This is a genomic window from Pseudomonas sp. YY-1 (genome assembly GCF_002843095.1).
Classification (GTDB): domain Bacteria; phylum Pseudomonadota; class Gammaproteobacteria; order Pseudomonadales; family Pseudomonadaceae; genus Aquipseudomonas; species Aquipseudomonas sediminis_A.
On the sequence record NZ_PJLX01000004.1, the window covers coordinates 51,739 to 67,032 of the forward strand.

The following is a 15,294-nucleotide window of genomic DNA, read 5'->3' on the forward strand; positions in this document are numbered from 1 at the left end:
GCGCGATAAGCCTGCGCACACGACGCGCCCCATCTCGATCTTCGGTATCCTCTGCGCTCAGTGGAGGAACACACATGCAGATCTACACAGTCGGCGGCGCGGTACGTGATCGCCTGCTCGGCCGTCCCATCAGTGAAGTGGACTGGGTCGTGGTCGGCGCCAGCGCCGAACAGATGCTCGAACTCGGCTATCGCCCGGTGGGCGCCGATTTCCCGGTGTTCCTGCACCCGCAAACGGGCGAGGAATACGCCCTGGCCCGCACCGAGCGCAAGAGCGGGCGCGGCTATGGCGGCTTCACCTTCCACGCCAGCCCCGACGTCACCCTGGAACAGGACCTGATCCGCCGCGACCTGACCGTCAATGCCATGGCCGAAGACAATCACGGCAACCTGATCGACCCCTATGGCGGCCAGCAAGACCTCGAGGCCCGCATCCTGCGCCACGTTTCCCCGGCATTTGCCGAAGATCCGCTGCGTGTCCTGCGCGTCGCCCGCTTCGCCGCGCGCTACGCGCCGCTTGGTTTCAGCGTGGCGCCGGAGACCCTCGAGCTGATGCGCCAGCTGGCCGAGTCCGGCGAACTGAGCCACCTAACTGCCGAGCGCAGCTGGAAGGAAATATCCCGCGCATTGATGGAGCCGCGCCCAGATGTGTTCGTCCAGGTGCTGCGCGACTGCGGCGCACTGGCCGCCCTGCTGCCGGAAGTGGACGCTCTATTCGGTGTGCCGCAACCGCAAGCTCATCACCCGGAAATAGATACCGGCGTGCACGTGCTCAGCGTGCTGCGCCAGTGCGCGGAGCATGACCAGCCGCTGAACGTGCGCTGGGCCAGCCTGCTGCATGACGTGGGTAAAGGTCTGACGCCCGAGGATGAGTGGCCACGGCATATTGCCCATGAGCACAAGGGGCTGCCACTGATCCAGGCGATCAATGGACGCTGCAAGGCACCCCGTGACTGCGCCGAGCTGGCACTGCTGGTCGGCGAGCTCCACACCCACGGCCACCGCGCGCTGGAGCTGCGCCCGTCAACATTGCTGGAGCTGCTACAACGCTTTGACGTGTTCCGCCGCCCGCAGCGCTTCGCCGAGTTCGTCGCCGCCTGCGAGATGGATGCTCGCGGACGCCTGGGTCTGGAGCAACGCGACTATCCACAGGCCGCTTATCTGCTGGGCGCCGCCGAGGCTGCACGGCAAGTGCCGGTCAAACCGCTGCTGGAGAAGGGATTCAAGGGTGCAGAGTTGGGCGAAGCGCTCAATCGCGAGCGCCTGCAGGCGCTCAAGGCCTACAAGGATCAATAGCCTTGTAGGAGCCGCGCCTCGCGGCGAATCGTGGCCAAGCCGCAGATTTTTCTGAACGGCCACAATCACTTTCGCCCCGGGGCGGGGCTCCTACACTGATATGTGCGGTTAAACAGAGGCCAGCAACTCAGCCGGCGTCAGCTCGGCGCCACGCCACTGGAAAGCAGCAGGCCACAGCTGCTGATCGATCTGTGCCGAAGCCCACAACTGCGCGAACGAACGGCCGTCGACTGGGTGGCACACGTCCGGCGCCAGCAAGGCCAGCGGCCAGAGCACGAAGGCGTTCTTGAGAATTTCCGCGCGCGGCAGGATCAGGCCGTTGAAATTGCCGACCTGCTCGCCGTATAGCAGCACGTCGATGTCCAGCGGCAAACCCTTGCGGTCCGGCGCGTAGCGGCCATTGTCGGCTTCGATGAATTTCAGCCGGCGGTCCAGCTCCAGCAGCGGCAGCTCCGTCTCGCCGACCACCACCAGATTGAAGAAGTTACCGCTCTTGATACCCACGGCATGGCTCTCGAATACCGGCGAGCAGCGCATGTCGCTGAGCAGCCCCGCCAACGCGTCGAGGCCCGCAACCAGGTGAGCCTCGCGCTCGATATTGCTGCCGAGGCCGAGAAAGACGCGTGTCAGAGGCATCCGCGCTCGATCTCCACGCCCACGCCGTCACGGGCGGCTGGCACCGCGCCGGGCTTGGTCAGCTTCAGACGCATCCAAGGAATGTTGAACTCGTCCATCAGGGTCTGCACCAGGCGTTCAGCGAAAGTCTCGACCAGGATGAACTGCGACTCGGCCGCGAAGGCTTGAATGCGCGTGGAGACGCTGGCGTAGTCGAGCGCCAGGTTGAGGTCGTCGCCGGCTGCCGCTGGGCGGTTATCCCAGCCCATCTGCAGGTCCAGACGCAGGCACTGGCGAATGTCGCGCTCCCAATCGTAGGCGCCGATCACCGTGTCGACCTCCAGCCCCTCGATAAATACTCTGTCCACCGCACTCTCCGCGCCACGACAAGGGCGCTGCACCTCGTTAGAATCGGCCCACCCCATGCCCTGGAATGGCCACCATGTTCTGGCTTCTGGCAATCCTTGCCTACCTGCTCGGTTCGTTGTCCTTCGCCATCCTGCTCAGCCGACTTGCAGGCGGGCCAGACCCGCGCGCCAGTGGTTCGGGCAACCCCGGCGCCACCAACATGCTGCGCGTCGCCGGCAAGAAGCTCGCCGTGATGACGCTGATCGGCGACCTGCTCAAGGGCCTGCTACCAATCCTGATCGCCAAGCTGCTTGGCCTGAGCCTGCATCAGCAAGCCTGGATCGGCCTGGCTGCCGTGATCGGCCATCTCTACCCGCTGTACTTCCGCTTTCGCGGCGGCAAGGGCGTAGCCACTGCCGCCGGCATGCTGCTTGGCCTCTATCCACCGGCGGCCCTGCTCGCTCTGGCGGCCTGGGCGCTGGTATTCCTGCTGACCCGCACCAGCTCGCTGGCCTCGCTGATCGCCACGCCGCTGACGCTTCCTCTGCTTGCATGGCAACAACCGGCTGCCTTGCTGCCAGCCTGCGTGCTGACCGGGTTGATCGTCTGGCGCCACCGTCACAATCTGCGCGACCTTTTCGCCGGACGCGAACGGCGTTTTTGACTGAAAAACAAAACCTGTAGGAGCGAGCTCTGCTCGCGAACCGAAAAGCTTCGCGAGCAGAGCTCGCTCCTACGCGTAAATTCCAACGAGAACTCAAATCGCCGGCAGCGACTCCATCGGCCAGCGCGCCTGCACCTTGATCGCCAGATCCTCATGCTGCCCGGCCAGCAAGCGCTGGCAACCGGCATAGGCGATCATCGCGCCGTTGTCGGTGCAGAAACGCGGCCGCGCGTAGAACACCTTGCCCTTCATCTCGCCCAACATGCGCTCCAGATGCTCACGCAGCGCCTTGTTGGCACTCACGCCACCAGCGATCACCAGGCTGTTCAGCCCGCTCTGCTTGAGCGCACGTTTGCACTTGATGGTCAGAGTCTCAACCACCGCCTGCTGGAAGGCCAGCGCGATGTCGCGACGGGCTTGGTCGAGGTCGTCGTCACTATTACGGCATTGCTGCCAGGTATTGAGTGCAAAGGTCTTCAGACCACTGAAACTGAAATCCAGGCCCGGGCGATCTGTCATCGGCCGCGGGAAGACAAAGCGCCCCGGCGTGCCTTGCTCGGCCAGCTTGGCGATTTCCGGACCACCCGGGTAATTCAGCCCCATCAGCTTGGCAGTCTTGTCGAAAGCTTCACCGGCAGCGTCGTCCAGCGACTCGCCGAGCAACTGGTACTGGCCGATGCCATCGACGCGCACCAACTGAGTGTGCCCACCGGACACCAACAAAGCGACGAACGGAAAGGCCGGCGGCTGCTCTTCCAGCATCGGTGCCAGCAGGTGACCTTCCATATGGTGCACGCCGACGGCCGGCACGCCCCAGGCAAAGGCCAGCGCCTGAGCACAGGACGCGCCCACCAGCAGCGCGCCGACCAGGCCAGGGCCTGCTGTGTAAGCCAGCGCGTCGATGTCGCTGGCCTGTTTGCCCGCCTCATCCAGCACCTGGCGGATCAGCGGCAGCATGCGTTTGACGTGATCGCGCGAGGCCAATTCGGGCACTACGCCGCCGTAGACACGATGCAGGTCGATCTGGCTGAACAGGGCGTCAGCCAGCAGGCCACGCTCACTGTCATAGAGCGCGACGCCGGTTTCATCGCAGGAGGTTTCCAATCCCAGTACGAGCATGGAGCTTGAGCCTTGATTTGCCGCGTGGAACAAAGGCGCGCATGATAAGCGCCGCCCGGCGGAGCGGCCAGCGCTTTTCGATCAGAGGCCTTTGCATTCCTCGGCTCGAGGGGGTAACATCCGCAACCCTTAAAAACCGACGCAACCTGAGCCATTTGCCGGGAGCGCGTCGAACACCGGTAATTAAACGAAGGTACGACCTGGATGCCAGCCGTCAAAGTTAAAGAGAACGAACCCTTCGACGTAGCCCTGCGTCGTTTCAAGCGCTCCTGCGAAAAAGCCGGCGTACTGGCTGAAGTCCGTAGCCGCGAATTCTACGAAAAGCCGACCGCTGAGCGTAAGCGCAAGGCCGCTGCCGCTGTTAAGCGTCACGCCAAGAAAGTGCAGCGCGAGCAGCGTCGCAGCGTTCGTCTGTACTAATCCGTACAGCAACGCCCGAATGCCCGGCCCTGGCCGGGCATTGCATTTGAAAGACTCCGCCTCGCGCCTCAGCGAGTAAGCGGAGTTTTTGCTTTTCTACCAATCGTTGTCCCGCGCTCGCGCCGGGCAGTATGCTGAGCGCCTATGGCCGGCCTGATCCCGCAATCCTTCATCGATGACTTGCTCAACCGCACCGACATCATCGATGTGGTGAGTTCGCGCATCCAGCTGAAGAAGACCGGCAAGAACTACAGCGCCTGCTGTCCTTTCCACAAGGAAAAGACCCCCTCCTTCACCGTCAGCCCCGACAAGCAGTTCTACTACTGCTTCGGCTGCGGCGCCGGTGGCAACGCGCTCGGCTTCGTCATGGACCACGATCAACTGGAGTTCCCCCAGGCGATCGAGGAGCTGGCCAAACGCGCCGGCATGGATGTGCCGCGCGAAGAAAGTGGCCGCGGGCACAAACCCAGACAGCCAGTCGACTCACCGCTCTACCCGCTGCTCAATGCCGCTGCCGAGCACTATCGCCAGGCACTGAAAAGCCATCCGCAGCGCAAATACGCGGTGGACTACCTCAAGGGCCGCGGCCTGACCGGCGAAATAGCCCGCGACTTCGGCATCGGCTTCGCCCCACCCGGCTGGGACAACCTGCTCAAGCAACTGGGCGCCGACGCCCTGCAGCAGAAAGTCATGATCGACGCCGGCCTGCTGATCGAGAACGCCGAGAACGGCAGGCGCTACGATCGCTTCCGCGACCGCATCATGTTCCCCATCCGCGACAGCCGCGGCCGGGTGATCGCCTTCGGTGGCCGCGTACTCGGTGACGACAAGCCCAAGTACCTCAACTCGCCGGAAACCCCGGTGTTCCACAAGGGCCAGGAACTCTACGGCCTGTACGAGGCACGCAAGCACAACCGCGATCTCGACGAGATCATGGTGGTCGAAGGCTATATGGACGTCATCGCCCTGGCTCAGCAGGGCCTGCGCAATGCCGTGGCGACCCTGGGCACGGCCACCAGCGAAGAACACCTCAAGCGCCTGTTCCGTATCGTGCCCAGCGTACTGTTCTGCTTCGACGGCGACGCCGCTGGCCGCAACGCCGCCTGGCGCGCCCTGGAGTCCACGCTGTCGAGCCTGCAGGACGGCCGCCGCGCGCGTTTTCTGTTCCTGCCCGACGGCGAAGACCCGGATACCCTGGTACGCGCCGAAGGCACCGACGCCTTCCGCGCGCGCATCAACCAGCACGCACAACCGCTGGCCGACTACTTCTTCCAGCAACTGTGCGAAGAAGCCGACCCGCGCTCGCTGGAAGGCAAGGCGCATCTGGTGACCCTGGCCGCACCGCTGATCGACAAGATCCCCGGCAACAACCTGCGCGCCCTGATGCGCCAGCGCCTGAGCGAGATCACCGGCCTTTCCGGTGAAGCACTGAGCCAGGTCGCCAGCGCACCGCGCAGTCATGCGCCGAGCACCACCAGCCAGGCGCCCAGCAGCGACTACCCGGATTACGGCGACATCCCCGACAGCGCCTACTACGACAACCTGCCAGACGTCGGCGGCTACGAGCAGCCCGCCCCGCCTCACCAACAGCACTACGAGCGCAACAACGAAGGCGGCAAAGGCGGCTGGAAGAAAGACGGCGGCGGCAAGTGGAGCAAGAAGGGCAAAGGCGATTTCGCGCCACGTGCCCCGCGCACCGCGGTGAGCGTCGAATCACCGCACCTGATCGCCCTGCGCACACTGCTGCACCATCCGCAGCTTGCGCAAAAAGTCGAAGATGTCAGCCATTTCGCCGACGAAGACGACACCTACGCACAGCTTCTCGTGGCCTTGGTCGGTGCCCTGCAGAAAACGCCCAACCTGCGTTCACTGCAACTGATCGCCCGCTGGCACGGCACCGAGCAAGGCCGTCTGCTGCGGGCACTGGCGGAGAAGGAATGGCTGATCCAGGGCGACAACCTTGAACAGCAGTTTTTCGACACCATTACTACACTTGCAAACAGTCAATCGCAGAGGCGGCGTGAAAAGGCGCTCCGCAGCATCATTCATAAAAGCCCCAGCGAGCTCACCGACGAGGAAAAGACATTGCTCAGAGAGCACTACAGCCTGGCCTCCTCCTAGAGCAGCAAGTCCCCAACTGGCGCCTAAAGCCAAAACCGAGGTATAATCCTCGGCTTGTTTTCAGCCCGCCAAGACCTTCAGTGGATAGGGTGTTATGTCCGTAAAAGCGCAGCAGCAATCTCGTATCAAAGAGTTGATCACCCTGGGTCGTGAGCAGAAGTATCTGACTTACGCAGAGGTCAACGACCACTTGCCTGAGGACATTTCAGATCCTGAGCAGGTGGAAGACATCATCCGCATGATCAATGACATGGGGATCCCGGTACACGAGAGTGCTCCGGATGCAGACGCCCTGATGCTGGCCGATGCCGACACCGACGAGGCTGCAGCCGAAGAAGCCGCTGCCGCCCTCGCCGCTGTCGAGACCGATATCGGCCGCACCACTGACCCAGTGCGCATGTACATGCGTGAAATGGGCACCGTGGAACTGCTGACCCGCGAAGGCGAGATCGAAATCGCCAAACGCATCGAGGAAGGCATCCGCGAAGTCATGAGCGCCATCGCTCACTTCCCCGGCACCGTCGACGGCATCCTCGCCGAGTACACCCGCGTCACCACCGAGGGCGGCCGTCTGGCCGAAGTCCTCAGTGGCTACATCGACCCGGATGACGGCAGCGTGCCTGACGAAGCCGCCGCTCCCGTACCGGTAAAGGATGGCGCCGCCGCTGAAGAAAGCGACGACGACGAGGAAGACGGCGACAGCGACGACGAGGAAGAAGAAGGCGACGGCGGTCCGGACCCGGAAGAAGCCGCACGCCGCTTTGGTGCTGTCTCCGAGCAGCAGGACAAAGTCCAGAAAGCGCTGAAAAAGCACGGCCGTGGCAGCAAGCAGGCCACCGAAGAGCTGGCCACCCTGGCCGAGCTGTTCATGCCGATCAAGCTGGTGCCCAAGCAGTACGACGCCCTGGTCACCCAGGTGCGCGATGCTCTCGACCGTCTGCGTGCGCAAGAGCGCGCCATCATGCAGCTGTGCGTACGTGATGCGCGCATGCCGCGTGCCGACTTCCTGCGCCTGTTCCCGGGCAACGAAATCGACATGGACTGGTCCGCTGGCCTGGCCAAAGGCAAGGCGAAATACGCCGAAGCCCTGGGCAACCTGCAAGCTGACATCCAGCGCTGCCAGCAGAAGCTGGCTGATCTGGAAGCCGAGTGCAGCCTGAGCCTGGCCGAGATCAAGGACATCAACCGTCGCATGTCCATCGGTGAAGCGAAAGCTCGCCGCGCCAAGAAGGAAATGGTCGAGGCCAACCTGCGTCTGGTGATCTCCATCGCCAAGAAGTACACCAACCGCGGCCTGCAATTCCTCGATCTGATCCAGGAAGGCAACATCGGTCTGATGAAGGCGGTGGACAAGTTCGAATACCGTCGCGGCTACAAGTTCTCGACCTACGCCACCTGGTGGATTCGCCAGGCGATCACCCGCTCGATCGCCGACCAGGCGCGCACCATCCGTATTCCGGTGCACATGATCGAGACCATCAACAAGCTCAACCGCATCTCCCGTCAGATGCTGCAGGAAATGGGTCGTGAGCCCACTCCGGAAGAGCTGGGTGAGCGCATGGAAATGCCTGAGGACAAGATCCGCAAGGTATTGAAGATCGCCAAAGAGCCGATCTCCATGGAAACCCCGATTGGCGACGACGAAGATTCGCACCTGGGCGACTTCATCGAGGACAGCACCATGCAGTCCCCGATCGACGTAGCCACGGTCGAAAGCCTCAAGGAAGCCACTCGCGAAGTGCTGGCCGGCCTCACTGCCCGTGAAGCCAAGGTCCTGCGCATGCGCTTCGGTATCGACATGAACACCGACCACACCCTCGAGGAAGTGGGCAAGCAGTTCGATGTCACCCGTGAGCGTATTCGTCAGATCGAAGCCAAGGCGCTGCGCAAACTGCGCCACCCGACGCGAAGCGAGCATCTGCGCTCCTTCCTCGACGAGTGATACCAGAACCCCCGGCCCAGGCCGGGGGTTTTGCTTTCTGGGCAGTGCGCCTAATCACTCGCCAGCCACAGGCAAGCACGGGCACTGCAATCAAACTGCCATCCCGGCAATAGCCGATCTACACTAGAGCGATACTGATCTCGAAACGAGGCTGCTATGCCCCGCTTGCCGGCCATTGTGCTGTTGTGCCTGGCGTATTGGATGACCCCGGCCCTAGCCCTGACACTCAACGAGGACGAGCGCACCTGGCTGGCAGGCCACCCCGAACTACGCCTGGGTGTCGATGCATCCTGGCCCCCCTTCGAATTTCGTGACGAACAGGGCAACTACCACGGTCTGACCGCCAACTACGTGCGGCTGATCGAGGAGCGCCTTGGCGTCGAGCTGCAACCCGTCGAGCCCAGCAACTGGAGCGCGATACTGGAGCGAGCGCGCAGGGGCCAAGTCGACCTGCTTCCCGGCGTGATGTCGACACCCGAACGCCAGGAATACCTGACCTTCACCCGCCCCTACCTGGACTTCCCCATCATCATCCTGGCCCGCACTGGCGGACCACAGCCCAAGCAGCTCAAAGACCTCTACGGCCTCAAAGTCGCCGTCGTCAGCGATTACGCCCCGCACGAACTGCTGCGCCAACAACACCCTGACCTCAACCTGCTGCCCCTGCGCAATACCGCCGCTGCGCTGCAGGCGCTGGCGACCAACGAGGCTGATGCCATGGTCGGCGACCTCGCCTCCAGCGTCTGGAGCCTGCGCCAGCTCAAGCTCGACGGCCTCTATATCAGCGGCGAGACGCCCTATCGCTATCAGCTGGCAATGGCCGTACCCCGTGGGCAGACCATGCTGATCGGCATTCTCGACCGCCTCTTCGCCGAACTCAGCGCCGAAGAAATCGCCGACCTACAGGAACCCTGGGTCGGCAGCGTGCTGGACAAACGCAACGTCTGGCACGAAACCCTGCTCTACAGCCTGCCCGCTGTGCTTGGCCTGCTGGCGATCATCGCCATCATCCTGCGCATCAACCGCCGCCTGAAACGCGAGATGCGCAACCGCGAAGCGCTGGAGCAGGAGCTGCACAACCGCGAGCAGCACTTTCGCGACATGGTCGAAAGCCTCTCGGCCATCACCTGGGAGACCGAGTCCAGCGGGCTCACCTACACCTACGTCTCGCCCCATGCGGAAAAGCTGCTGGGCTATCCCCTGCACGAATGGCTGGAGCCCGGCTTCTGGCAACGCCATCTGCACCCGGACGATCACCAGCGCACCCTGCGCAACTGCCTGGAACAATGCGCAAGTGGTAACGACCACGCCCTGGAGTATCGCCTGCTGGCCGCCGACGGGCGCACGGTGTGGGTGCGCGATATCGTTACCCTGCTGCAGCGCGACGACCGCCAGGTGATTCGCGGTCTGATGGTCGACATCAGCGACGCCAAGCAGACCGAGCAGGCGCTGCGCCTGTCAGAACAGAAGTTCGCTTCGGTGTTCCAGCAATGCCCGGACATCCTGATCATCACCCGCCGTATCGACGGCGTACTGCTGGAGGTCAACAGCACCTTCGTCGAGCAGACGGGGTTCAGCGTCGAGCAATCCATCGGCAAGACCGCCACCGAACTCGACCTGTGGGGCGTGCCCGGCATTGGCCCGAGCCTGCTACTGCGCCTGCAGGACGAAAGCCTGCGCAACCTGGAGATGCCCTTCCGCCGCGCCGACGGCAGCCTGTTCACCGGCCTGCTTTCCGCCAGCCCCTTCGTCCTCGACAACACCCCCGCACTGGTCGTGGTGGTGCGCGACATCAGCCAGCTGAAGACCACCCAGCAAAAGCTGCAGATATCCGAGGAGAAGTTCGCCAAAGCCTTTCACGCCTCGCCTGACGGCCTGCTGATCACCCGCCTGCGTGACGGCCTGCTGGTGGAGGCCAACGAAGGCTTCAGCCGCATCACCGGCTACAGCCTCGAAGAGATAGCCGAACAAAGCACGCTCAGCCTGGGCATCTGGGCCGACCCGAAAGATCGGGAGCGCCTGGTGCAACGCATTCGCGAGCAAGGCAGCGTGCGCGACCTGATCGCCCCGGTGCGCACCAAGAGCGGCCACCTGCGCCTCTGCGAACTCTCCGCGCAGCCGCTGCCCATCGGCGGCGACGAATGCCTGCTGACCATCGCCCGCGACATCACCGAACGCCAGCAGATGCAGGAAGAACTGCAACAAGCCGCCACCGTTTTCGAAAGCACCGCCGAAGGCGTGATGATCACCGACCTCGAGCAGCGCATTACCGCGGTCAACCGTGCGTTCACCCAGATCACCGGTTATAGCGAGGCCGAAGCCCTCGGCCAGCGCCCCAGCCTGCTCGCCTCCGGGCAGCACGACCAGGCCTTCTACGCCGCCATGTGGCACAGCCTGGCGGCCAACGGTCACTGGCAGGGGGAAATCTGGAACCGGCGCAAGAACGGCGAGCTGTACCCCGAATGGCTGACCATCAGCGCCGTGCGCAACAGCGATAACCAGACCACCCACTTCGTCGGTGTGTTCGCCGACATCTCCAGCCTCAAGCACGCTCAGGCACGCCTCGACCACCAGGCCCACCATGACCCGCTGACCGGCCTGCCCAACCGCCTGCTGTTCGAGAATCGCCTGCGCAGTGCGCTGGATGGCTCACGCGCCGACGACCAACTGGGCGCCGTGCTGTTTCTCGACCTCGACCGCTTCAAGCAGATCAACGACAGCCTCGGCCACCCGGTCGGCGACCAGTTGCTCAAGGCCATCGCCGCGCGCCTGAAACTGCAGCTGCGCGATATCGACACCGTGGCCCGTCTCGGCGGCGACGAATTCATCATCCTGCTGCCCGGCCTGCAACAGCCGCAGGACGCCGAACAGGTCGCGCAGAAACTGCTCGAATGCTTCGGTGCGCCGTTCCAGCTCGACAACCACGAGTTCTTCATCAGCGCCAGCATCGGCATCAGCCTCTACCCCAAGGACGGCCTCGACGTCGCCACCCTGGTGAAGAACGCCGACGCGGCCATGTACCAATCCAAAGCCAAGGGCCGTAACCGCAGCGAGTTCTATACCCGCTCGCTGACCTTCCAGGTCAACGAACGCATGGCCATGGAACAGGAACTGCGCCGCGCCCTGGAACGCGACGAACTGTGCCTGTACTACCAACCCAAGTTCTGCCTGCGCAGCCAGAGCCTGGTCGGTGCCGAAGCACTGGTGCGCTGGCCGCACCCGGTGTTCGGCGACATCCCGCCGGATCGCTTCATTCCCGTCGCCGAAGAAAGCGGGCTGATCCTGCCGCTGGGCGATTGGGTGCTGGAGCAAGCCTGCCGCCAACTGCAGGACTGGCAGGAAAGTGGCCGCGGCTTCGGCACCCTCTCGGTCAACCTCGCCGGCGCCCAACTGCACCAGCCCAGCCTGCTGCCGCGTATCAGCGCCCTGCTACAGCGCTACAACCTGGCACCGGAGCTGCTGCAACTGGAGATCACCGAAAACTTCATCATGAACCAGGCCGGCGAAGCGCTGGATATCCTCCACCGCCTCAAACAGCTCGGCGTGCAACTGGCCATCGACGACTTCGGCACCGGCTACTCCTCGCTCAGCTACCTCAAGCGCCTGCCGCTGGACGTGCTAAAGATCGACCAGTCCTTCGTCCGTGGCCTGCCGGACGACCCACACGACCTGGCGATCACCCGCGCCATCATCGCCCTGGGCAACAGCATGCAACTGACGGTGATCGCCGAAGGCGTGGAAACCAAAGCGCAGGAACTCTGCCTGGCCGCCGAAGGCTGCCTGCAGATCCAGGGCTACGTGGTCAGTTGCCCGCTTTCTGCCGAGGCCTTCACCCGGAAATTTCTCCCGCCAGGTCAAGCGGTTGGCGCTGGCGAGAACGCGCCGGTATAATCCGCCGGCCTTCTGGGGGCCTATAGCTCAGTTGGTTAGAGCAGAGGACTCATAATCCTTTGGTCCACGGTTCGAGTCCGTGTGGGCCCACCAAATAAAACAACGACTTAGGTCAGCCACTGCGCTGGCCTTTTGTCGTTTTGGGGGGGCGGATAAAAAATTTGCGTACCGTTTTGCGTACCGTTTCATTTTTGCTGTTTTGGAACGCAGCAAAACGGCCCTTTCGCAGATTGACACTCAGACGGCACTCCAATAGGTTTGTGCTCCCCTTCTAAAGGGGCCGGAATTGGCGTTTCGGTCTGAGACAGGGCTAAGCAAGGCTTAGCTCTGAGCATGGCTGTGTCTTTATGGGCGGGCCGTGCGGGGCATCTTCGGATGCGCCGGCCCTCAGACCGGTACGCCAACCCGTGCGGTCTGCTCACCCAGTTGGCGTTGGGTGGCAGAACTATTCCGTTCTGAGGATCACACCATGAATGAAACCAACACCTCCCCTACCGAGACCACCAAGTCTTTTTCCGGCAGCAGTCATGCCGATACCGGCACAATCGATGGCTTCACCCCGCTGCATAGCAGTGACCCTCTCTGCGTTATCGGCTACCCCAGCAATACAGCTGCACCCGATCTTTACGATGCAGCAACGCATCGTCACTCCGCCGTCCTCGGGGTGCTTTGTCTACTCAGCACCGCACCAGACCTAAACGAGCTGAGCACCTCAAACCTGCAGAACTGCATCCAGGCAATTCGCATCCTCAGCGAAGATGCAGCAGCTCTATACGCCGGAGCCTGGCAAGCACTGCAGAACGAGCGCCGCTAGCCCCTCCCCTGCGGAAGGAGCAGGTACTACTCGCCTGCTCCTTTTGACGCCAGCTCGGCTTCAAATCGTTGTACGAATTCGACGAGGCCGATGTTCAACGCCAGGCAGATATCGCGCAGCTGGACGAGATCGATCCGGCGCAAGCCACGCTCGATATCGCTGGCAAATGACTGCGGACGCTCCAGTGCCTGGGCAAACTGAGATTGGGTTAGACCTGCCTCAACGCGGCACTGCTTCAGCAACCTGAGCAGAATCAGGTTCTCATCTCGATACACCGACTTTTCCACGTGACGCACCCGGCTCCTTGACAAGCTGCAAAGATATATCTAATCTTCGGATATCCGATTTACAGATATTCAGGTATTGCTTTACAGGAGCACTCAATGAAAAACCCAACTCGCCCCTCACCGGCCCGCGAAAATCTGCAGTTCCAGCTAGACCTGAAAACACAGGAAGTACTGATGGAGCTGAACTCCCTACTGCACTCGCTTGGCGTAACAACCATCCAGACTCAGGCTGCCATTGCTGAGTGGGAAGGCAGCATCCTGCTCAAAGAAGATCCTGAGACGAAGCTTCCGCTCCACTACCTGCCAGTTTCACTGATTCCAAAGTTCATTGATCAGATCCTAGATCAACTGACTGCTGGCTACAGAGCTGAAGCCATCCAGATGAGGGACGGAAGCCGCATCATGGAAAACGTAGTCCGCTTAGTCACCATGCTAAAGCTAGCCAACAAACCTGAAGCCGGTGGATTTGATCCAAGCCAACTGCTTCGTGACGTTATCGCCCTAAAACCTTCGCAGGGGCTTACTCCGGCCCACAACCCTCAGGGGGCCTTGTAAGTCCATGCGCACATCCACAATCAAAATCCAGGCGATGACTATTCCCTATCTGACTGACAGTAAGGGGGAGCGCTACTGGCCTATGCGTCCCTTGTGCGAAGCCATTGAACTGAACTGGCACAGTCAGGCCGCAAAACTACACCCCCCTCGATATACAGCTCGTGAGTACGACGTGTGTTTACCAGGGCAGACCCCGATGAAGCGGGCGCTCTGTTTGCCACAAGCAGAATTCGAGTTCTGGCTCAAAGGACTGAGCTTACGCAAAGTGAACCCCGCGGCACGATTGCGCGTGAATCAGCTGCGCGCACATTTCTTCGGAGATGCTTCAGCCGAGAAGAAGCACCAAGAGGGACTGGCAGCTGCTGCGCCTAAGGTCCTGAGCCGCATTCTGAGCTGGCGCCTACAGCAGACTGAGCCCTCTGACCGTTCGTACTTGGCCAAGCAGATCACTGGCCAGTTTCGCGAAAAGAACGGCTTTGAAATTGCTGAAGCCCAAGAGCATCAGCTGCGCGGTGCAGTCGCCTCGCTCAGCACGATCATCTATCAGCATGATCGCTCGAAAACGCCGAGCCAGATGCCAGTGTCGCAACGGGTCGATGCAATTATCAAGTCTATCGTTGACGCCCGCCCCCAGCGACTCCACTTGCTCGACTCGGACTTCGCGGCCCTACTGTGCAGTATTGAGCTTGAAGGGCAACACCATAGCATCGCTCAGCAGGAACAGCCTTAGACCATGGCCACACTTGAGGAAGTGATGGCCGTGCTGTACTCGGCAGGTGAGCCCATGAGCGGCAGCATCATGAGCGACGATGAGGCTCTGGCCTATGCCAGGCAGTCATTTCCTGACGGGAATTACTGCCTGGTGCGCAACTGGCGTTGGCTTGATCTGGATGTCACTGAAAGCCAGCGCCTACAACTGGCAAAGACTCGACGACAACCTGCTCTGGTCTATGCACACACAGTTGTCTATGACAGCGAGCGTCGCTGGGACATAGGGGACTTCGTCCGAACGTCGCCTCTGCACCAACATGATGGTTTTCATTTCAAAACACTCAACACCACCTATTTACTACTCGGACCTGGTACGCGTATCCAAGTCGACTCGGACGCCGTTGCGAGCATTTTCTGACCAGGCCGAAGCATTTACTTATCTGTCGCAGATTTATGTATACACACCCAATTCTGCAGAAGCTGCTTGAGCAGATCGACGATCTGCCCTTCAG

At 61.9% G+C, this 15,294-nt stretch carries 14 protein-coding genes and 1 tRNA gene; 11 read left to right on the plus strand and 4 right to left on the minus strand.

Translation table 11 applies throughout. From position 1 onward, the window contains the following. The first annotated feature begins 74 nt into the window (after positions 1-74). Positions 75-1,295 carry a multifunctional CCA addition/repair protein gene (locus CXP40_RS07080; RefSeq protein WP_106733206.1) on the plus strand — a complete coding sequence of 407 codons (1,221 nt, stop codon included), beginning with the start codon at positions 75-77 and terminating at the stop codon, positions 1,293-1,295. 108 nt (positions 1,296-1,403) lie between these two features. On the opposite strand, the gene folK is transcribed toward CXP40_RS07080, so the two are convergent. Next, entirely contained in the window at positions 1,404-1,931 is a 528-nt protein-coding gene (folK, locus tag CXP40_RS07085) for a 2-amino-4-hydroxy-6-hydroxymethyldihydropteridine diphosphokinase (RefSeq protein ID WP_106733207.1), read from the minus strand. Continuing rightward, positions 1,922-2,278 carry a dihydroneopterin aldolase gene (folB, locus tag CXP40_RS07090; RefSeq protein WP_106733208.1) on the minus strand — a complete coding sequence of 119 codons (357 nt, stop codon included), beginning with the start codon at positions 2,276-2,278 and terminating at the stop codon, positions 1,922-1,924. The genes folK and folB overlap by 10 nt, the downstream gene beginning before the upstream one ends. Positions 2,279-2,352: 74 nt before the next feature. Between folB and plsY the strand changes: the two genes are divergently transcribed. Next, on the plus strand, positions 2,353-2,922 hold the full coding sequence (gene plsY / locus CXP40_RS07095) for a glycerol-3-phosphate 1-O-acyltransferase PlsY (protein WP_106733209.1): 570 nt from the start codon (positions 2,353-2,355) through the stop codon (positions 2,920-2,922). 93 nt (positions 2,923-3,015) lie between these two features. Here plsY and tsaD read toward each other — a convergent pair whose 3' ends face one another. Next, complete coding sequence (gene tsaD / locus CXP40_RS07100; RefSeq protein ID WP_106733210.1) at positions 3,016-4,041, minus strand: tRNA (adenosine(37)-N6)-threonylcarbamoyltransferase complex transferase subunit TsaD; 1,026 nt, start codon at positions 4,039-4,041, stop codon at positions 3,016-3,018. A gap of 204 nt (positions 4,042-4,245) precedes the next feature. On the opposite strand from tsaD, the gene rpsU reads away from it, so the two are divergent. The 6 genes from rpsU (at position 4,246) to CXP40_RS07130 (ending at position 13,229) form a co-directional block, all read left to right on the plus strand. After that, positions 4,246-4,461, plus strand: coding sequence for a 30S ribosomal protein S21 (gene rpsU / locus CXP40_RS07105; protein ID WP_003290642.1), 216 nt, complete (start codon positions 4,246-4,248; stop codon positions 4,459-4,461). 144 nt (positions 4,462-4,605) lie between these two features. Further along, positions 4,606-6,582, plus strand: a complete 1,977-nt coding sequence (gene dnaG / locus CXP40_RS07110; protein ID WP_106733211.1) for a DNA primase — start codon at positions 4,606-4,608, stop codon at positions 6,580-6,582. A 94-nt stretch (positions 6,583-6,676) separates the two neighbouring features. After that, the gene (gene rpoD, locus CXP40_RS07115; RefSeq protein WP_106733212.1) at positions 6,677-8,524 is read left to right on the plus strand and encodes an RNA polymerase sigma factor RpoD; all 1,848 of its coding nucleotides are present in this window, start codon (positions 6,677-6,679) and stop codon (positions 8,522-8,524) included. 156 nt (positions 8,525-8,680) lie between these two features. Next, positions 8,681-12,415 carry an EAL domain-containing protein gene (locus CXP40_RS07120; RefSeq protein WP_106733213.1) on the plus strand — a complete coding sequence of 1,245 codons (3,735 nt, stop codon included), beginning with the start codon at positions 8,681-8,683 and terminating at the stop codon, positions 12,413-12,415. Between the two features lie 16 nt (positions 12,416-12,431). Beyond that, positions 12,432-12,508, plus strand: a tRNA-Ile gene (locus CXP40_RS07125). 376 nt (positions 12,509-12,884) lie between these two features. Beyond that, complete coding sequence (locus CXP40_RS07130) at positions 12,885-13,229, plus strand: hypothetical protein (protein ID WP_256579259.1); 345 nt, start codon at positions 12,885-12,887, stop codon at positions 13,227-13,229. Between the two features lie 26 nt (positions 13,230-13,255). On the opposite strand, the gene CXP40_RS07135 is transcribed toward CXP40_RS07130, so the two are convergent. Next, positions 13,256-13,516 (minus strand): helix-turn-helix domain-containing protein, encoded by a 261-nt coding sequence (locus CXP40_RS07135; RefSeq protein WP_106733214.1) that lies wholly within the window; start codon positions 13,514-13,516, stop codon positions 13,256-13,258. 96 nt (positions 13,517-13,612) lie between these two features. On the opposite strand from CXP40_RS07135, the gene CXP40_RS07140 reads away from it, so the two are divergent. Genes CXP40_RS07140 through CXP40_RS07150 form a run of 3 tightly spaced genes read left to right on the plus strand, consistent with a single transcriptional unit; the run spans position 13,613 to position 15,200 of the window. Then, entirely contained in the window at positions 13,613-14,071 is a 459-nt protein-coding gene (locus tag CXP40_RS07140; protein ID WP_106733215.1) for a hypothetical protein, read from the plus strand. A gap of 4 nt (positions 14,072-14,075) precedes the next feature. Beyond that, on the plus strand, positions 14,076-14,801 hold the full coding sequence (locus CXP40_RS07145) for a phage antirepressor N-terminal domain-containing protein (RefSeq protein ID WP_177429636.1): 726 nt from the start codon (positions 14,076-14,078) through the stop codon (positions 14,799-14,801). Positions 14,802-14,804: 3 nt separating this feature from the next. Beyond that, positions 14,805-15,200, plus strand: coding sequence for a hypothetical protein (locus CXP40_RS07150; protein ID WP_256579260.1), 396 nt, complete (start codon positions 14,805-14,807; stop codon positions 15,198-15,200). The last annotated feature ends 94 nt before the right edge of the window (positions 15,201-15,294 follow it).

Bases quoted from the DNA above. Each gene is read 5' to 3' on its own strand.
- CXP40_RS07120 (WP_106733213.1), top strand. From the start codon at position 8,681: ATGCCCCGCTTGCCGGCCATTGTGCTGTTGTGCCTGGCGTATTGGATG.
- rpoD (WP_106733212.1), top strand. From the start codon at position 6,677: ATGTCCGTAAAAGCGCAGCAGCAATCTCGTATCAAAGAGTTGATCACC.
- CXP40_RS07080 (WP_106733206.1), top strand. From the start codon at position 75: ATGCAGATCTACACAGTCGGCGGCGCGGTACGTGATCGCCTGCTCGGC.
- rpsU (WP_003290642.1), top strand. From the start codon at position 4,246: ATGCCAGCCGTCAAAGTTAAAGAGAACGAACCCTTCGACGTAGCCCTG.
- folK (WP_106733207.1), bottom strand. From the start codon at position 1,931: ATGCCTCTGACACGCGTCTTTCTCGGCCTCGGCAGCAATATCGAGCGC.
- CXP40_RS07140 (WP_106733215.1), top strand. From the start codon at position 13,613: ATGAAAAACCCAACTCGCCCCTCACCGGCCCGCGAAAATCTGCAGTTC.
- tsaD (WP_106733210.1), bottom strand. From the start codon at position 4,041: ATGCTCGTACTGGGATTGGAAACCTCCTGCGATGAAACCGGCGTCGCG.
- CXP40_RS07150 (WP_256579260.1), top strand. From the start codon at position 14,805: ATGGCCACACTTGAGGAAGTGATGGCCGTGCTGTACTCGGCAGGTGAG.
- plsY (WP_106733209.1), top strand. From the start codon at position 2,353: ATGTTCTGGCTTCTGGCAATCCTTGCCTACCTGCTCGGTTCGTTGTCC.
- CXP40_RS07130 (WP_256579259.1), top strand. From the start codon at position 12,885: ATGAATGAAACCAACACCTCCCCTACCGAGACCACCAAGTCTTTTTCC.
- CXP40_RS07145 (WP_177429636.1), top strand. From the start codon at position 14,076: ATGCGCACATCCACAATCAAAATCCAGGCGATGACTATTCCCTATCTG.
- dnaG (WP_106733211.1), top strand. From the start codon at position 4,606: ATGGCCGGCCTGATCCCGCAATCCTTCATCGATGACTTGCTCAACCGC.